The sequence below is a fragment of the Cytobacillus sp. FSL K6-0265 genome (assembly GCF_038003465.1).
GTDB lineage: Bacteria > Bacillota > Bacilli > Bacillales > Cytobacillaceae > Cytobacillus > Cytobacillus stercorigallinarum.
This window is the reverse complement of the sequence record NZ_JBBOPE010000001.1, coordinates 2960200-2978731: the sequence shown is the minus strand read 5'-3', so window position 1 is coordinate 2978731 and position 18532 is coordinate 2960200. Positions and strand designations below refer to the sequence as shown.

The window sequence follows — 18532 nt, the reverse complement described above, 5'->3', positions numbered from 1 at the left end:
AGCGATGAAACACCGTTATTTACCGATGACTGATTCTGATCAAAAAGAAATGCTTGAAGCAATCGGAGTCAATACAATTGATGATTTATTTAGTGATATTCCTGAAAGCGTACGTTTTCAAGGGGAATATAATATTAAACCAGCTAAAACGGAACCTGCTTTAATGAAGGAATTGATGCTCCTATCACAAAAAAATGCAGATTTAAAAACAAATACTTCATTCTTAGGTGCAGGTGTTTACGATCATTATATGCCAGTGATTGTTGATCATGTGTTATCTCGTTCAGAGTTCTATACTGCTTATACACCATATCAACCGGAAATTTCCCAAGGTGAGTTACAAGCGATTTTTGAATTCCAGACAATGATATCTGAATTAACAGGAATGGATGTAGCGAATTCATCTATGTATGATGGTGGGACGGCACTTGCGGAAGCTGCTATGTTAGCAACGGGACATACAAAACGTAAAAAAGTATTGATTTCAAGTACGGTACACCCTGAATCAAAAGCTGTAGTTCAAACTTATGCAAAAGGCCAATATATTGATGTAGTTGAGATCCCAAACAAAGATGGATTAACAGATATGAGCGCACTAAAAGATATGATTGGTGATGACATTGCCGCAGTAGTCGTGCAATATCCTAACTTTTTTGGAAGAGTGGAGCCACTTGCTGAATTAGAAGAAGTGATTCATGCGCATAAATCCTTATTTGTTGTTTCAAGTAATCCCCTATCCTTAGGTGTGTTAACACCTCCTGGAAAATTTGGTGCAGATATCGTTGCTGGCGATGCGCAAGTCTTTGGTATTCCTACTGCGTTTGGCGGCCCTCACTGTGGTTACTTTGCGGTGACAAAGAAACTTATGAGAAAAGTACCTGGACGTTTAGTAGGGCAAACGGTTGATGAAAACGGACAACGCGGATTCGTACTTACACTTCAAGCAAGAGAACAACATATCCGTAGGGATAAAGCTACGTCTAATATATGTTCAAACCAAGCTTTAAATGCGCTAGCTGCATCTGTTGCTATGACAGCTCTAGGTAGAAAAGGTGTCAAGCAAATGGCGATAGATAATATCCAAAAGGCGCATTATGCAAAAGAACAATTTAAAAAAGCAGGATTTGATATTACTTTTGAGGGTAGTTCATTTAACGAGTTTATTATTAAATGTAATCGCCCGGTTCGTGAGGTAAATCAAGCATTACTTAAAAAGAATATTATTGGTGGTTATGATTTAGGAAGAGATTATAATGAATTAGCTCATCATATGCTTATTGCTGTAACTGAATTAAGAACAAAAGAAGAAATTGATACATTTGTGGCAGAAATGGGGGATTACCGTGCATAACGAAAACCAGGCGCTCATTTTTGAGCTAAGTAAACCAGGGAGAATCGGCTATAGCCTTCCAGAGATGGATATTCCAGAAGTAGAATTATCTGATTTGCTCCCAGCCGAATATATTCGTCAAGAGGACGCGGATCTACCTGAAGTATCTGAACTTGATATTATGCGTCATTATACGGCTTTATCTAAGCGTAACCACGGAGTAGATTCTGGTTTTTATCCGCTTGGGTCTTGTACGATGAAATATAATCCTAAAGTAAATGAGAATGTAGCACGCTTTAACGGCTTTGCTCATTTACACCCATTACAAGACGAAAGCTCTGTTCAAGGTGCGATGGAGTTGTTATATGATTTACAAGAGCATTTAATTGAGATTACAGGAATGGACGAAGTCACTCTACAACCGGCAGCAGGAGCCCATGGGGAGTGGACTGGGTTGATGATGATTCGTGCCTATCATGAAGCAAATGGTGATTTTAACCGTACAAAAGTCATTGTTCCAGATTCAGCGCATGGTACAAACCCTGCCTCAGCAACTGTGGCGGGCTTCGAAACCTTAACAGTTAAGTCTAATGATCAAGGCTTGGTCGATTTAGAAGATTTAAAAAGAGTGGTAGGCGATGATACAGCTGCGCTTATGCTAACAAATCCTAATACGTTAGGCTTGTTTGAAGAAAATATTCTTGAAATGGCAGAAATCGTCCATGGAGCAGGCGGGAAACTGTATTATGATGGAGCAAACTTAAATGCTGTTTTATCTAAAGCAAGACCAGGTGATATGGGATTTGACGTTGTTCATTTAAATTTGCATAAAACATTTACTGGTCCCCATGGTGGAGGAGGACCCGGATCAGGTCCTGTTGGGGTAAAAGAAGACTTAATTCCTTATTTACCTAAACCAATCTTAGTGAAAACAGACGAAGGTTACACATTTAATTATGACCGTCCACATTCAATTGGAAGAGTAAAGCCTTATTACGGTAACTTCGGCATCAATGTCCGTGCCTATACGTATATTCGTTCGATGGGGCCAGATGGTTTGAAAGCTGTTACTGAAAATGCAGTACTTAATGCCAATTATATGATGCGCAAGCTAGCGCCAGCGTTCGATCTACCATATGATAAACACTGTAAACATGAGTTTGTACTAAGTGGAAGACGCCAGAAAAAATTAGGTGTACGCACACTTGATATCGCGAAGCGTTTGCTTGATTTCGGTTATCATCCACCGACTATTTACTTCCCGTTAAATGTTGAAGAGTGTATGATGATTGAACCAACAGAGACTGAATCTAAAGAAACACTCGACAGCTTTATTGATGCGATGCTCCAGATTGCCAAGGAAGCTGAGGAAAACCCTGAGGTCGTACAAGAAGCGCCTCACACAACAGTAATTGGTCGTCTAGACGAGACTCTAGCAGCAAGAAAACCAGTATTACGTTATCAAAAAGACTGATATATAAATCACTCATACAAATAGGTACTAGGTCTATATAAAACGTGAACAAATTCATTTATGTGTATTTGTTCGCGTTTTTTTATCGGGACATTTATCGTAACAGGAGGTAATAGATAGTAGATTGAAAGGAAAGGACTGAGCTTATTCTTCTCATAAAAAGGAAAAATGGTCAGTTTATTAGTAGGTATATGGGGGACTTTTTTGCATTTTATAAATGGTCTAACGTGGTTTGTTATATGGGATTTTTTCAGAGGGAAGAGGGTTTTTACAAATGACAAAATGGGAAAAAACCACCCGTTTTAAGTCGGGCGGTTTGAGAGATCTATTTTTTAGATTTAATTTTCCCGCCCCATTTTTTGAAGCCGCCTTGTAAATGAGAGAGATCTTTGTATCCTTTTCGATACAATAGTTGAGCGGCTCTACCGCTTCTCATTCCACTCTGGCAGTATAAATAGACAGGCTTATCTTGACGAAGTTCAACAAGTCTTGTTTTTAACTGAGATAGGGGAATATTTCTAGCACCTAAAATATGTCCACCTTCATATTCATTTGGTTCGCGCACATCAATCAATTGTGCTTTACGATATCCTTCTCTGAATTCTTGTTCTGATAATGTTTTTACAATTCTCTTTTGATACAACCTTGTGATTACTGTGTAGACAATAATAGCACCGATTATAATTAATAAAAAATATAGAGTAGACAAATCATATTTGCTCCTTTCAAACATTGCTTACGCCAAGATATATTATATAAGTTTTTCATAGGTTTAGTAAAGGACAAGTACGAGAAAATTGTAATGAAAACTTAATGAAGCACACTTTTTTGCCCATTTAGCAAAGGCAAAATAATCTTTCCATATAAGCGCTCAAATTTTGATCGCTTTATCGGTTGCAAGAACGAATTGTTTTTTACAACAATATGGAAAGAAGAATGTATGACTTTTTTTTCTGGTCGAATTTTGATAGACTAAAATACGCTTAAACGTTTACTAAAAATAGAAGTAAAAGAGGGTTATTATGGGGAAGGAAGTATGGCGATTTATCCATTCAGGTATGGGTTCTCCATCATTTAATATGGCTTTAGATGAAGCTTTATTAGATTGGAATAGCGAAGGGAAAATACCACCAGTGATTCGTTTCTATGGGTGGAACCCAGCCACACTATCTATCGGATATTTTCAAAAAGTTGATAAGGAAATTAACCTTGAAGCTGTAAAGGAAAATGGCTTAGGTTTTGTTCGTAGACCTACAGGTGGTCGTGGTGTTCTTCATGAACATGAGCTGACTTATAGTGTAATTGTTCCTGAAGAACATCCACAAATGCCGAAAACAGTTACTGAGGCTTATCGTGTGATTTCAGAAGGGGTATTACGAGGTTTTCAACAACTAGGATTAGAAGCATACTTTGCTGTACCTCGTTCAAAGGAAGAAAAAGAAATGCTAAAGAATCCTCGTTCATCCGTTTGTTTTGATGCACCAAGTTGGTATGAATTAGTTGTAGAAGGTCGTAAAGTAGCAGGTAGCGCCCAAACAAGGCAAAAAGGTGTGATTCTACAACATGGTTCCATCTTACTTGATTTAGATGAGGATAAATTATTTAGTCTGTTTAACTATTCAAGCGATCGCGTGAGAGAAAGAATGCAACGAGCATTTAGTAGTAAAGCGGTAGCAATTAATGAACTTACCGATCGAACAATTACTTATGGAGATGCAGTAGTGGCTTTTAAAAAGGGGTTTGAAGAAGGACTTGATATCATTCTAGAGCCTTATGAGCTTAATGCAGAAGAAATGGCTTATGTTGAAAAGCTGGCAAAAGAAAGATATGAAAATGATGAATGGACATTTAAACGATAATAAATTCGACTCGCTCTTTTAACAGAGTAGAGTCGAATTGTTTTGTCTACTAGGTTTGAGAGAAACGACTTAAAGTGCAAGCCGTAAAATTGGTGAAAATCATTTATTTTATTCACTTAAATAAATAATTGCTCACGTTTTCGAGTGCTTATCCTCTTTCTTATATTTGACAAAATAAAAATAACACAATATATAGTGTCAGATTTTATAAAGTAGGTACTATATGTTGATTATTGAGGTTTATTTGTGATAACGTAAGGGTATTCTCTAAAAACAATATTAAAAGCATATATGATGTAAACATAAAGAGAAATAAATTTTTAATGATTGAAGGAGTTGTCGTAATGTCTGTTGCTGTTGGACAAGAATTAAAGTTAAATGTTGAGAGGTTAAATGAGGACATCCGCTTATTTCCACAAGTGCATCCTATTACTCCAGAGATGAAATTAACCCACAAAGGTGTTTCCCGCCTAGTTATGCTTGATAGATATACATTTAAAGATACAGAAAAAGTAACGTTATCAGAAGGTGACTTTGTTGTTCTAACGATTAAGGAAGATCCAAAGTTTCCTGCGCGAGGCTTAGGCTACATTGTAGAGATTGATTGGGAAAATAAAAAAGCAGTTGTTCAAGTTGAACAAGATTATCGCGGCGTACTCGATAAACAAGAAGAGGTAGAAACGGGAATCATTGAACGTTCCTTAGACGTTATAGAGAAGCCGTTAGAAGTGTATTACGAGCAAATTGCTAAGCGCAATGCAACAGGATTGGCCTCGGTCGAAAGGACTGAAGAAAAACAGAAAGAATGGTTTGAAAAGTTTTATCAGGAATTAGCTGATTTGAACTTTATCCCAGCTGGTCGTGTCTTGTATGGTGCCGGTGCAGATACTGAGGTTACATACTTTAATTGCTATGTAATGCCGTTTGTACAAGATTCTCGTGAAGGGATCTCTGAGCATCGTAAACAAGTCATGGAAATCATGTCTAGAGGTGGCGGTGTTGGAACGAATGGTTCGACATTAAGACCGCGTAATACACTAGCAAAAGGAGTGAATGGGAAATCTTCCGGTTCTGTTTCTTGGTTAGATGATATTGCGAAGTTAACACATCTCGTTGAACAAGGTGGTTCAAGAAGAGGTGCACAGATGATAATGTTGGCGGATTAATTGATGCTGTAGTCCGCGTCATTCAAACCAATGAATGACTAGAAAATCGGGTGAATTGCGGGGATATCCTGTTAAAGGCAAAACTGCGACAACGTGACTGGCAACGGTGAGCGTGAACGCTATAAAAAATGTTTTGCATGGGACAATCCGCAGCCAAGCACCACTGGGCATAGGTAGTGGTGAAGGTTCAACGACTAGAGAGTGAGCCCCAACAATAAACTCTCAAATAGCGCCCGGCCCCCTTTACATAAGGGTGATGATATAGTCTAGTCCGACTGCTAAGAGCAGTGTAAATATCCTGAAAGGGACGGTAGTTAACGTGGCATCCTGATATTATTGAATTTATTATTTCTAAAATGCAAAATCCAAGAATCCTTCGTTTCTTACTTGAAAATACGGAAGATGAGACAATTAAACGTTATGCTAAGGAAAAACTAAAATTCACTCCATTTACAGAGCAAGAGATTGCCATGTATCAAGGAATAATTAATTATAAAACCATTCCTGGTTTAGGTGGATTTAATGAGAAAATCATTAAAGATGCAGAAGAAAAATTATTAATAGGTGGAACATATGCTGTCCATAATTCTGAATTCCTTACTGGAGCGAATATTTCCGTTTGTTTAACGAAGGAGTTTATGGAAGCAGTTGAAAATGATGGCGAATATGAACTTCGTTTCCCGGATGTAGAGAGTTATGATCGTGAGCAGATGGACAACTACAACCAACAATGGCATGAAGTTGGCGATGTGCGTGAATGGGAAAAGTTAGGTCACGGTGTTCGTGTATATCGTAAAATTAAAGCAAAAGAGCTTTGGAACTTAATTAATATTTGTGCAACTTATTCAGCTGAACCTGGTATCTTCTTCATTGATAACGCGAATGATATGACCAATGCGAAAAGCTATGGCCAAAAGGTAGTAGCAACAAACCCTTGTGGCGAACAGCCATTAGCTCCTTATAGTGTTTGTAATCTAGCAGCAGTGAACTTAGCTGAAATGGCTGACAAGGAAAATAAAACAGTTGATTTTGCCAAGTTGGCGAGAACTGTCGAGATTGGCGTACGTATGCAAGATAACGTTATCGATGCTACACCTTATTTCCTTGAAGATAATAAAAAACAAGCTTTAGGTGAACGTCGAGTTGGCTTAGGTGTAATGGGACTGCATGATTTATTAATTTATTGTGAAACAGAGTATGGCTCTAAAGAAGGTAATGTGTTAATTGACCAAGTGTTTGAAACGATTGCAACAACGGCTTATCGTGCATCGGTAGAAATCGCTAAAGAAAAAGGCAGCTTCCCATTCTTAAACGGAGAAACAATGGAGGAAACGAACCGCTTAAGAAAAGCCTTTATCGAAACAGGATATATGGAAAAAATGCCGGCTGATATCAAGCAGGCTATTCTAGAAACGGGTATTCGTAATTCTCATTTATTAACAGTTGCTCCAACCGGTTCAACAGGGACAATGGTTGGTGTTTCTACAGGATTAGAACCATATTTCTCATTCTCTTATTTTAGAAGTGGTAGACTTGGTAAATTCATTGAAGTAAAAGCTGATATTGTGCAAGAATATTTAGATCGTCACCCAGAGGCGGACCCTGAAAACTTACCAAACTGGTTTATTGCTGCAATGGATTTAGCGCCTGAAGCACATGCTGACGTGCAATGTGTGATTCAACGTTGGATTGATAGCTCTATAAGTAAAACAGTGAATGCGCCTAAAGGTTATAGTGTAGAACAAGTGCAAAAAGTGTATGAGCGTCTATACAAAGGCGGAGCAAAAGGCGGAACTGTATACGTGGATGGCTCAAGAGACTCTCAAGTATTAACTTTAAAAGCTGAAGAAAATTCTTTTGAGGAAGAAACTTTAGAACAGAAATCATCCAATAAACAGCATGTTGTACTTGTTGATACAATCAATGATTTACGTTCAACTGATGTCACTATTGGATCCGAAGTGGGTAATACTTGCCCTGTATGCCGACAAGGGAAAGTAGAAGAAATTGGCGGCTGTAATACATGCACCAATTGTAATGCTCAATTAAAATGTGGGTTATAAGCTGCAAGCATGGAATGAAAGTGTAGTTTAGCTCACTAATCTAAATAAAAGCATGAACAAATTACTTAGTGAATTTGTTCATGCTTTTTTTCTGTCTGTAAAATCAAGAAAAGTAGCTTGACGGGGTGAATCAAGTACATACAACACAAGATGGTTTGTTTAGTTGAAAATGAAAAATTAGTCTCTAGCAACAGGTTTGCGCGTACAACTTCGCAAGAATTCGAGAAGATAGCAGAGCAAAAGGAATTTGCTCGTGCATCGAAAGTGAAAAGAACAAAGATAGCAGAGCAAGGAAGTTTCCTCAGCCTTCATGAGTAAAAGCCTTCCACTGATCATCAAACGTGAGATAAAAAAGAATGCTAGCACCACCATAAATCTAATTATATGCTCGAAAACTCCCCTCCCCTCAACCTAGAGACTTAACATTCAATGTCTTCAGTTGTTTTCTCATCAACATTTGCTTCATAATATTGTCCTCTAAGCGAAAGTCCGTTTTATTTAAATCTTTAAACAATGGGTATCTTCTGAGCCCTTTTATTACCAAACGTCGGTTTCGTGATTTTCGTAAAAATCGGACTATTGCCAAGCTCAAGTGATTACAAATGTATTATAATGCTTTTTTCTTTTTGCAAAAGGATGTATGCAAATTAGAATGGGGTGGTTGTATACATGGAAATCGATGGTGTTTTTTCAGGAGGGGGCATAAAAGGGTTTGCTCTAATTGGTGCTCTTGCGGAAATTGAAAAACAAGGTTTCCAATTCAAACGTGTCGCTGGAACAAGTGCCGGTTCAATTATATCTGCATTAATTATCGCTGGCTACTCAAGTGAAGAGATAGAAAGAATGATGGACGATTTGGATTTAAAACTGTTTCTAGATAATAGAAAGTCCCTTATTCCTATCGCTGTAGCAAAATGGCTTTTTTTATTTTGGAGTTTAGGATTATATAAGGGAAATGAATTAGAAAAATGGATAGAAGCCCGTTTAGCAGCAAGGGGGATTCGAACATTTGCTGACGTGTCTCCGCTCTCTCTCCGCATTATTGCTTCAGACTTATCAAATGGGAGATTACTTGTACTACCAGACGACTTACCGAAGTACCAAATAGACCCAAATCGTTTTTCTGTAGCCAAGGCAGTGAGGATGAGCTGTAGTATGCCTTACTTTTTTGAACCTGTGAAAATTGGTGGCCGTGGCAAGCGTAATAATCTAATTGTGGACGGTGGCGTCTTAAGTAACTTCCCTATGTGGTTGTTCGATAAAGATAATGTGAAGAAAACGAGACCGGTTCTCGGGGTAAAATTGAGTAATAATAATAGTGAACAGCCTCCACGAAGAATAAAGAATGCCATTCAAATGTTTGAAGCATTATTTGAAACAATGAAGGATGCTCATGATTCTCGTTATATTTCGAGAAGTCATGAACAGAATGTTATTTTTGTTCCTACAGAAGGCGTTTTAGCGACAGAGTTTGAGTTAACTGAGGAAGGGAAGAAAGATTTACTGAAAGTTGGGAGGGAAAGAGCGAAAGAATTTCTTGCCACATGGACTTATTGAAAACAAAACCTAAAATCTGTCTATTGCCTGCGATCAGACATAAAAAATCGGACCTCTTATAAAGAAGCCCGATTTTTCTTTTTGCCTTTTTTTCCTTCAATGACTGTTAGATGTACAGAGGTATTTCTTTTTGATTTTTTTATAGAAGTTAAAGTGCCTGGCTTACCTCTTCGGCTTGACGAAGTTTGATTCTCTTTATTTTTAAAACGTTTTTTTGATTTTTTAGCGGCTTGCGCAAATGCTTTTCGCTCACTCTTATTGGGACTTGATGACCCGCTAAGTTTCTGGACGACAAAATAGATAACGACCCCAACAAGCGCCATAATGGCTATACCTCGAAATAATCCGGCTGGGTCTTTAATTAATTGAGAACCAAGCCCAATTATTGCAAGAAAAATAAGTGCGCCAAAAATATATAAGGATTTCCGATTCTTCAAGAAAGCCACCTCCCTATGAGCATGATGAGCATATTTGTAAGCTTTTAAACTTCGAAAGAGCAAAAAATCAATTTATAGCACCCTTTTAAAGTTATCTTACCCAATATTTGAGATTTCAAGCAGAACTTATATAAGAAAAATATTATCTTAGACTATCTTGTACAATCAATAAGATTTTATATATAAATTTCTCTATTTTCACTGTGAAACCCTCTACAAATAAATAAAAAACAAGAAAAAAATACGGAATTTAACAATTTTATGAAAGATGCAATGGTTTCTCCCTGCTTTGGACATAATAAGCACGGAGGTGAATCATATGAGTGATAAACATGAATTGGAACAAAACGAACGGGAACAACCATTATCAATGACATCTTTAACTGTTATCACTGGATTTGTCGGAGGTGTTTTTTGGAGTACAATTGGTTACATCGCATATGTTCTTAATTTAACTGAAGTAGGACCAAGAGTTATTTTAGAACCATGGACAATAGGTGATTGGAAGGATGGGTGGCTTGGCACAGTGATTTCGATTATTTTAATTGGAGCTGTCTCAATTGTAGCTGCTTATATTTATTATTGGACAATGAGAAGGTTGAAGAAAATGTGGTTTGGTGCCCTTTATGGAATTGTTTTGTTTGCCCTTGTTTTTTTTGTACTAAATCCGATGTTTCCTAATATTGCGCCTGTAGGAGATTTGAAAATAAATACGATTATTACATCTGTTTGCTTATATGTATTGTACGGTGTATTTGTCGGTTATTCCATTTCATATGAAAATGAAGAACAAAAAAAGATGAAAGAAGAACAAGAAATGGGAAAAGCATAAATTGTTAGAGGATTGATTGCATTTATTTGCTTTATTATAGTGAGTGTTCTCTATTTTGTGATAAAATAGCCATATTGAATATTTCAGTATTCGTAGGAGTGGCGCCATGAAAAAAATATTGCTCATCAATGGACCGAATTTAAATCTTTTAGGCCAACGTGAACCAGGGATTTATGGCTCGGACACATTAGAGTCGCTTGAAAATAATCTAAAACAATTAGCTGAACAAAGACATGTTGCGCTTACTTGTGTGCAATCTAATCACGAAGGCGTAATCATTGATCAAATCCATATGGCGAATAGGAAATATGAAGGCATTATATTTAATCCAGGAGCTTTTACTCACTATAGTATTGCTATTCGTGATGCCATTGCAGCCATTGATGTCCCTGTTATTGAAGTACATATTTCCAATGTGCATAAAAGAGAATCATTCAGACATCATTCTGTCATGGCAGCAGTAACAAAGGGGCAAATCGTTGGTTTAGGAATGAAAGGCTATGAGCTTGCTTTAGTTGCACTAACAGATTAATAAGGGAGAGAAGAAGAGATGACAAAGATAGATAGAATAAGAAGTAGTTTTGATCAATTAGGTATTGATGCTATGCTGATTACGAGTGCTTATAACAGACGTTATGTTTCTTATTTTACAGGGTCTGCCGGAGCGGTTTTAATTAGCAAAAACGATGCGTTGTTCATTACTGATTTTCGTTATACAGAGCAAGCTAGCAAGCAATGTACTGGATATACAGTTGTTCAACATAAAGGAACGATCCCTGAAGAAGTGGCATCGATCGTAAAGCAATTAGGTATTAAGAGATTAGGATTTGAAAAAGATTATGTTACATATGCTTCATACCAAACTTTTAATGAAGCAATTGATGCTGAATTAATTCCTGTATCAGGCGAAATTGAAAAGTTACGCTTGATAAAGGATGAATCAGAGATTAAGATATTAAAGGGAGCCGCGAAAATAGCGGATAGCGCTTTTTCTCATATTCTTAACTTCATTCAACCTGGTAAAACAGAAATAGAAGTGGCAAATGAATTAGAGTTTTTTATGAGAAAAGAAGGAGCGACTTCATCTTCGTTTGATATGATTGTTGCTTCAGGTGTTCGTGGGGCTCTACCTCATGGTGTAGCGAGTGATAAAGTCATCGAAAAAGGCGAGCTTGTTACAATTGACTTTGGTGCGTTATATAATGGATACGTTTCTGATATAACAAGAACCGTTGCTGTCGGTCAACCAAGCGATAAGATGAAAGAAGTATATGATATTGTTTTAGAGGCACAGTTACGCGGTATGAAAGGGATTAAAGCTGGAATTACTGGAAAGCAAGCTGACGCTTTAACAAGAGACTATATTTCAGAAAAAGGCTATGGTGAATATTTTGGTCATTCTACCGGTCACGGTATTGGCTTAGAAGTCCATGAAGGACCAGGGCTCTCTTTTAAATCTGACATCGTATTAGAACCAGGAATGGTTGTTACTTGTGAACCGGGTATATATTTACCAGGAATCGGTGGCGTTAGAATTGAAGATGATACGATTGTAACTAAAGAGGGTAATGAAAACCTTAATACATCAACAAAAGAATTAGTTATTCTTTAATGAGTGAATAGTAGGAGGAACTTTTTGCATGATTTCAGTAAATGATTTTAAAACAGGTTTAACCATTGAAGTAGATAATGGGATTTGGCGCGTAATGGATTTCCAACATGTGAAACCAGGTAAAGGTGCGGCATTCGTTCGTTCAAAACTACGTAATCTCCGTACAGGAGCTATTCAAGAAAAAACATTCCGTGCGGGTGAAAAAGTAGCTAAAGCACAAATTGATAATCGTAAAATGCAATATTTATATGCTAATGGCGATCAACACGTCTTTATGGATACAGAATCTTATGATCAAATTGAATTAAGTGCTGATGCAATTGAATATGAATTAAAGTTCTTAAAAGAAAATATGGAAGTTTCCATTATTTTATATCAAAGTGAAACATTAGGTGTTGAATTGCCAAATACGGTCGTACTTGAAGTAACTGAAACAGAACCTGGCATCAAGGGTGATACGGCATCTGGTGGTACAAAACCAGCTATTTTAGAAACAGGCTTAAGTGTGCAAGTACCATTCTTTGTGAACCAAGGCGATAAGCTGATTGTTAACACAACAGATGCTTCTTATGTATCTCGTGCTTAATTATCAAGTGTGATGACTTGTTATTTTCTTGATCTTATAGTAATATAATAATCAACTTGCTGCGTTGTTCGTTTGTATATGAAGTTTCAACCTTTACGTTAATTTAGGGAGCTTAAGATCATAATTGAAATAACATGCCTACATTGTTTAGGACGTTAGGAAAATTATTGCAAGCACCCACCTGGTGGAGCAGGTATGAAACTCCATATAAATCGGCGGCAACAGCGGCTACTTGATTTACTATTAAAGACATTTGAGATGATTCTCAGATGTCTTTTTTACGTTGTTTTGATGTACGAATGTTTAAACTCACGTTTTTTATACAAAAAACAAAACAGCTTTTTCACCAAGACAAAGAGGCTGGGACATAACTAAATGAGCTAACCTCAAAAAAGAACAATAACAAATTGATCTTAAAACATCATTTGGAAAAAAGGTCCGATTCATTGCGCTACAGTCACTCGCTATCCGCGGAGAGGGGTTGAGCCTCCTAAGGCATTGCCTGGTCTCAGCTTTCCCTCTATTTCCCGCAGGAGTTGAGTGTCTTCCGCTCCATTTCACTATTCTTTTCATATAAGGGTTCAAATTACACAAAAGCCGAATGATTAGATGATAAAAATACTAATCATTCGGTTGAATCATTAGCTAGCATACTTATGTCCCAACCTCGATTTACTTTCCATCATTAATTCCAATGATAATCCATTAATTCTGCCATTTTCTTCGGAATATCCGTATTATCCAACATACCATGAAAATGTTCGGCACCTGCACCGTATGCAAATAATGGAACTGGATTGGCTGTATGTCCACCCGCACTGCTCATGCCACGGATATGCTGATTAACGATCCCTGTATTATATCTTTCTGAGATAAAGCTACCGAGTTCCCAGGCGGCTTTATTTTTTTTGTATACTTTCCCCCGAGCGTTCATTAATCTCACATTGAGCTGTTCGCCTTCTTCCGCTGTTAAAACAATCCCTGTATATTTAAATAAATTGTCTACTAAGTGAGAGGTAATGAAATTCCCGTCCTCTCCCTTTTTTGTTTGTGAAAGTACATATTCTGGTGAAGCTTGCATTTTTTTTATCATTTTTCTCTTTAGCGGTTCGGTCGCAGAAATGCCCATTGTTTCATGGTCTGCAACAACAACAATCAATGTATCTGAACGGTTTTGCGCCCATTCGACAGCCGTTTTCACAGCCTCATCAAATTCTACTGTTTCTCTCCAAACACTTGCTATATCAGCTGAATGGGCTGCGTGGTCAATTCTTGCGCCTTCAACCATTAAAAAGAAACCATTTGCATTATCAAGCCTTTGTAGTGCTGTTTTTGTCATTTCGCTTAAGCTGGGTTCGTTGCCATCTGTATATTTGCGGTCTATTTTAAATGATAGATGATACGGAGCAAAAAGGCCTAGCAATTTATCACCCTCCTGATTGCTTAATAAATCATGTCTATTTCGAACAATCGTATAACCTAACTCCTTTGCTTTTTCTAACAATGCTGGACCATAAAAAACGTCTCCACCGCCTAACATGACATCAGGAGAAAGTGTGAGTTGTTGCTGTGCAATATCTGCCTGGTCTGCCCAGCGATTAAGAACACTTGCTGTGAAAGCGGCAGGTGTGGCATCTGTGATGGCATTGGTTGAGATGATACCAGTCTTTTTCTCTTGCTCCTTAAATAAATCGAGGATGCTTTTGACCTCCTTGCCATCAGGTGTGACTCCGATCATTTCATTATTTGTTTTGTTCCCTGTTGCGAGGGCGGTACCAGCTGCAGCAGAATCAGTTACGACCCGATTCGCAGAATAGGTTTGAACAAGCGCACTAAAGGGGAGTGAAGTCAGAAACAATTGACCCTCTTTGCCTTTCTCTAATTCACGCGCTATCTCTAATTGGCCCACCCCCATTCCATCTCCAATCATATAGATCATGTTAGTAGGCTTGTTGCCCTCTGCCGTAACAGACGAAGTATTTATTAGTAGAAATAAAGAAAAACACAGTGTAGATAAGAATTTTAATTTTTTCACACCATTCACATCCTCTTTAATAGATTGTCTTGTAAATTATTGTCTCTCTTTTAATATTAATTATTTGCTATATGGTCATACGTTAGATTCATCTTGCATACATTGAGAATAGAAAAGAGCAAGTCCTATGGAGACAAAGGAAAAGGAGGACTTTCGAGGTGGAAACAATTCTAGCATTTTTACCAAGTTCAATCACACAACAGTTACGGCAATTACCAACTCGTCAGTTAGCAGAAATAGAGGAGATAAGAATTAGGACTCATCGTCCGATTGAAGTTGTTACACATGGAAACTATGTATTGTTACCTTATCAAGCAACGGAAGAGGATGCGATTCATTTATTAGATAAGATGGGTCACTTCTCTATCTATACTTTAGAGGAAGAGTTGCGCAGAGGCTATATCACGATAGAGGGCGGACACCGTGTTGGACTGGCAGGTAAAGTTATTTTAGAAGGTGGACAAGTAAAAGTGATTAGAGATGTCGCTTCTTTTAACATTCGTATTGCCAAAGAAAAAATAGGGATTGCAGAAACTGTTGCTCACCATATTTATCAGAATGGTTGGATGCATACAGTTATTATTGGTCCTCCACAAACTGGAAAGACCACTTTGCTTAGGGATTTAGCGAGAATGGTCTCTAGTGAAAATAAATACACAACTGCTAAAAAAGTAGGCATTGTCGATGAAAGGTCTGAAATAGCTGGTAGTATTCATGGTATACCACAAATGAGGTTTGGGCCGCGTGTGGATGTTTTAGATGCTTGCCCAAAAGCTGAAGGTATGATGATGATGATTCGCTCGATGAGCCCAGATGTCCTTGTTGTCGATGAATTGGGAAGCAAGGCAGATGTAGAAGCGGTACTAGAAGCAGTTAATGCCGGTATAAAGTTAATTACTACTACTCACGGATTTTCGTATGAAGATATAAAAAAGCGTCCGTTAATGGCACCTTTACTTCAATTAAATATATTTGAACGTTTTGTTGAACTGAATAGGCGCGCTGGACCGGGAAATATACAAGCTGTCAAAGACGGTAAGGGTATCCGGATACATGGAAGGCAAGAGGTATTTGGACCATGATTAAAATATTGGGAGCAATACTCATCATCGTGGCTACTACTCTCGTAGGGTTTGAGATATCGAAACGATTAAGTGAAAGACCGCGTCAACTAAGACAGCTAAAGAGTGCCTTGCAATCATTGGAAGCGGAAATTATGTATGGCCACACACCATTACATGAAGCATCACGACGGCTCGCTTCTCAGTTAAGTCATCCAATTTCGTTATTCTTTGCTGATTTTGCTGCTCGGCTAACAGAAACTGAAACGACAGTGATGAGAGCCTGGGAGAATAGCTTGAATCACATTTGGAAAAAAACCGCTTTGAAAAACAGTGAATTTGAAATCATGAAACAATTTGGAGAGACATTAGGGCGACATGATCGCATCTCCCAACAAAAGCAAATTTTGCTGACATTAGCCCATCTTGAACGTGAAGAAGTAGATGCGCATGAGAAACAGGCAAAATACGAAAGAATGGCGAAAAGCCTTGGGTTTTTATCAGGACTTCTGCTAATTATTTTATTAATGTAGAGAAATTTCTCATGTTTGAGTGTAGGAGGAGAAAATAATGGGATTAGATGTCGAGATTATTTTTAAAATTGCCGGTGTTGGGATTGTCGTCGCTTTTTTACACACAATTCTTGACCAAGTTGGAAAGAAAGAATATGCCCAATGGGTCACTTTGTTTGGATTTATTTATATTTTATTTCTCGTTGCATCAGTGGTAGATAACCTCTTTCAAAAAATCAAATCAGTATTCTTATTTCAATAAGAAGGGAGAGGTATGCCATTGATATTCTTAAAATAGTAGGAATTGCTTTAATAGCTACATTCTTGGCACTGATTATTAAAGAACAAAAACCTAACTTTGCTTTTCTTTTAGTGGTTTTTGTTGGTTGTACGATTTTTCTATATCTTGTCGATCAGATTTATATGATTATTCATATGATCGAGCGCATTGCTGTTAATGCCAATATTAATATGGTGTACCTAGAGACCATATTGAAAATAGTGGGTATTGCCTATATTGCAGAATTTGCCTCGCAAATTACGAAAGATGCTGGTCAAGGTGCGATTGCGGCAAAGATTGAGATGGCAGGGAAAATTTTTATTTTAGCAATGGCTATCCCGATATTAACGGTACTGATTGAAACAATTATTCAGATGATCCCAAGTTAATAAGTGTAAAGAGAAAAATAAGGAGCCACCCATGCGGTGTGAATAGAAAATGACAACATCATAAGAGAGTAGCACCTTCCCTAAATAAAGAGGTGTAAAGATGAAGCACTATATATTGAAAACATTGCTGTTTAGTATGTTGTTTATTTTCATGACAAGCCACATTGTACATGCCTCTGATGAAGAGACAGATAAGGCAGATGAGAACCGAACCGAAGAGGCTCAAGAAGTTTTTAATCCGGAAGATATTGTAGAATCGCAAATAGATACGCTCCACTTGGATGAATTAAAAGGATTCTGGGAAGATATCACCAATGAATATGGTGGGTTTTTACCGGAAAGTCAAAAGGGTAGCATCTATGATTTCATAAAAGGTGAAAAAGAGTTTTCATTTGATCAATGGGCATTAGGCATACTTAAATTCGTTTTTCATGAATTTGTTGTCAATGGAAAACTGTTAGGAACCTTAATTTTACTAGTAGTATTTAGCATGTTTCTGCAATCATTGCAAAATGCTTTCGAATCAGGAACCGTAAGTAAAGTCGCTTATGCGATCGTTTTGATGGTATTGGTTATTTTAGCGCTGAATAGTTTCCATATCGCGATGGAGTATGCAAGTGATACTGTCCATAAGATGACTTCATTCATTTTAGCGCTCATTCCTTTGCTGCTAGCATTAATTGCCTCGTCGGGTGGACTCATTTCAGCAGCCTTCTTTCATCCAGTTATTCTCTTCTTAATGAATACGAGTGGTGTGTTAATTCAATATGTTGTGTTTCCTTTGCTTTTTTTAGCCACGTTACTCCATATCGTCAGTACTTTGTCAGATCAATATAAGGTCACGCAATTGGGTAATCTCTTGAGAAATTGGAGTGTGGGCTTACTAGGTATTTTCCTTACTGTGTTTTTGGCTGTGATATCAATCCAAGGGGTTTCGACAGCCATTACAGACGGTGTCACACTAAAAACGGCAAAGTATGTAACAAGTAATTTTATCCCTGTAATCGGTCGAATGTTCACAGACGCCACGGATACGGTAGTGACGGCATCTGTATTATTGAAAAATACTGTCGGTATTGCGGGTGTCGCCATTTTGATGATTATAGTTGCTTTTCCTGCAATCAAAATCTTAATGATTGCGTTTATATATAAATTTGCAGCAGCTGTTCTTCAACCATTAGGCGGAGGGCCGATTATTAAATGTTTAGACATAATCAGTAAAAGTGTGATGTATGTATTTGCAGCATTAGCCATTGTGTCTCTTATGTTTTTTCTTAGTATTACTGTCGTGATCGTAGCTGGAAATCTCACGATGATGGTGAGATAGGGAGGGTTGCTA

General features: G+C 37.6%; 16 protein-coding genes, 1 other RNA gene and 2 pseudogenes. 16 read left to right on the top strand and 3 right to left on the bottom strand.

Features of this window, described 5'->3' with window-relative positions:
• Window positions 1-4 precede the first annotated feature (4 nt).
• Window positions 5-1351 (top strand): aminomethyl-transferring glycine dehydrogenase subunit GcvPA, encoded by a 1347-nt coding sequence (gene gcvPA / locus MHH73_RS15020; protein ID WP_191810553.1) that lies wholly within the window; start codon window positions 5-7, stop codon window positions 1349-1351.
• On the top strand, window positions 1344-2804 hold the full coding sequence (gene gcvPB, locus MHH73_RS15015) for an aminomethyl-transferring glycine dehydrogenase subunit GcvPB (protein ID WP_191810555.1): 1461 nt from the start codon (window positions 1344-1346) through the stop codon (window positions 2802-2804). Before gcvPA ends, gcvPB begins: the two co-directional genes overlap by 8 nt.
• A gap of 325 nt (window positions 2805-3129) precedes the next feature.
• Here the strand turns inward: gcvPB and MHH73_RS15010 are convergent, their stop codons facing one another.
• Window positions 3130-3513: a rhodanese-like domain-containing protein gene (locus tag MHH73_RS15010; RefSeq protein WP_191810556.1), complete on the bottom strand. Its 384-nt coding sequence runs from the start codon at window positions 3511-3513 to the stop codon at window positions 3130-3132.
• 313 nt (window positions 3514-3826) lie between these two features.
• Here MHH73_RS15010 and MHH73_RS15005 point away from each other — a divergent pair, with 313 nt between their 5' ends.
• The 4 genes and pseudogenes from MHH73_RS15005 to MHH73_RS14990 all read left to right on the top strand — a co-directional run bounded on the left by MHH73_RS15005 (window position 3827) and on the right by MHH73_RS14990 (window position 9449).
• Window positions 3827-4663, top strand: coding sequence for a lipoate--protein ligase family protein (locus MHH73_RS15005; RefSeq protein ID WP_191810557.1), 837 nt, complete (start codon window positions 3827-3829; stop codon window positions 4661-4663).
• A gap of 344 nt (window positions 4664-5007) precedes the next feature.
• Window positions 5008-5826: pseudogene (locus MHH73_RS15000) on the top strand (ribonucleotide reductase N-terminal alpha domain-containing protein); the annotation flags it as partial.
• A gap of 323 nt (window positions 5827-6149) precedes the next feature.
• A pseudogene (locus MHH73_RS14995) lies at window positions 6150-7892 on the top strand (vitamin B12-dependent ribonucleotide reductase); the annotation flags it as partial.
• A 669-nt stretch (window positions 7893-8561) separates the two neighbouring features.
• Complete coding sequence (locus MHH73_RS14990; protein WP_191810559.1) at window positions 8562-9449, top strand: patatin-like phospholipase family protein; 888 nt, start codon at window positions 8562-8564, stop codon at window positions 9447-9449.
• A 56-nt stretch (window positions 9450-9505) separates the two neighbouring features.
• On the opposite strand, the gene MHH73_RS14985 is transcribed toward MHH73_RS14990, so the two are convergent.
• Entirely contained in the window at window positions 9506-9895 is a 390-nt protein-coding gene (locus tag MHH73_RS14985; protein ID WP_318245437.1) for an SA1362 family protein, read from the bottom strand.
• 310 nt (window positions 9896-10205) lie between these two features.
• Here MHH73_RS14985 and MHH73_RS14980 point away from each other — a divergent pair, with 310 nt between their 5' ends.
• From MHH73_RS14980 to ssrS, 5 genes are all read left to right on the top strand, one after another.
• Entirely contained in the window at window positions 10206-10718 is a 513-nt protein-coding gene (locus MHH73_RS14980) for a YqhR family membrane protein (protein ID WP_191810561.1), read from the top strand.
• Window positions 10719-10824: 106 nt separating this feature from the next.
• On the top strand, window positions 10825-11250 hold the full coding sequence (gene aroQ, locus MHH73_RS14975; RefSeq protein WP_191810562.1) for a type II 3-dehydroquinate dehydratase: 426 nt from the start codon (window positions 10825-10827) through the stop codon (window positions 11248-11250).
• Between the two features lie 18 nt (window positions 11251-11268).
• Window positions 11269-12330 (top strand): M24 family metallopeptidase, encoded by a 1062-nt coding sequence (locus MHH73_RS14970; protein WP_341067836.1) that lies wholly within the window; start codon window positions 11269-11271, stop codon window positions 12328-12330.
• Between the two features lie 28 nt (window positions 12331-12358).
• Window positions 12359-12916, top strand: coding sequence for an elongation factor P (efp, locus tag MHH73_RS14965; protein ID WP_191810564.1), 558 nt, complete (start codon window positions 12359-12361; stop codon window positions 12914-12916).
• Between the two features lie 53 nt (window positions 12917-12969).
• Window positions 12970-13151, top strand: a non-coding RNA gene (gene ssrS, locus MHH73_RS14960) — 6S RNA.
• A gap of 450 nt (window positions 13152-13601) precedes the next feature.
• Here ssrS and MHH73_RS14955 read toward each other — a convergent pair.
• Entirely contained in the window at window positions 13602-14951 is a 1350-nt protein-coding gene (locus tag MHH73_RS14955) for an alkaline phosphatase (RefSeq protein ID WP_341067834.1), read from the bottom strand.
• Window positions 14952-15109: 158 nt separating this feature from the next.
• On the opposite strand from MHH73_RS14955, the gene spoIIIAA reads away from it, so the two are divergent.
• The 5 genes from spoIIIAA to spoIIIAE all read left to right on the top strand — a co-directional run bounded on the left by spoIIIAA (window position 15110) and on the right by spoIIIAE (window position 18520).
• Window positions 15110-16033, top strand: a complete 924-nt coding sequence (gene spoIIIAA / locus MHH73_RS14950) for a stage III sporulation protein AA (protein ID WP_341067832.1) — start codon at window positions 15110-15112, stop codon at window positions 16031-16033.
• The gene (spoIIIAB, locus tag MHH73_RS14945) at window positions 16030-16545 is read left to right on the top strand and encodes a stage III sporulation protein SpoIIIAB (protein ID WP_191810567.1); all 516 of its coding nucleotides are present in this window, start codon (window positions 16030-16032) and stop codon (window positions 16543-16545) included. The genes spoIIIAA and spoIIIAB overlap by 4 nt, the downstream gene beginning before the upstream one ends.
• Before the next feature lie 37 nt (window positions 16546-16582).
• On the top strand, window positions 16583-16786 hold the full coding sequence (gene spoIIIAC, locus MHH73_RS14940) for a stage III sporulation protein AC (RefSeq protein WP_095372604.1): 204 nt from the start codon (window positions 16583-16585) through the stop codon (window positions 16784-16786).
• A 17-nt stretch (window positions 16787-16803) separates the two neighbouring features.
• The gene (spoIIIAD, locus tag MHH73_RS14935) at window positions 16804-17193 is read left to right on the top strand and encodes a stage III sporulation protein AD (protein WP_095372605.1); all 390 of its coding nucleotides are present in this window, start codon (window positions 16804-16806) and stop codon (window positions 17191-17193) included.
• A gap of 100 nt (window positions 17194-17293) precedes the next feature.
• Window positions 17294-18520, top strand: a complete 1227-nt coding sequence (spoIIIAE, locus tag MHH73_RS14930; RefSeq protein ID WP_191810568.1) for a stage III sporulation protein AE — start codon at window positions 17294-17296, stop codon at window positions 18518-18520.
• Window positions 18521-18532: the final 12 nt, after the last annotated feature.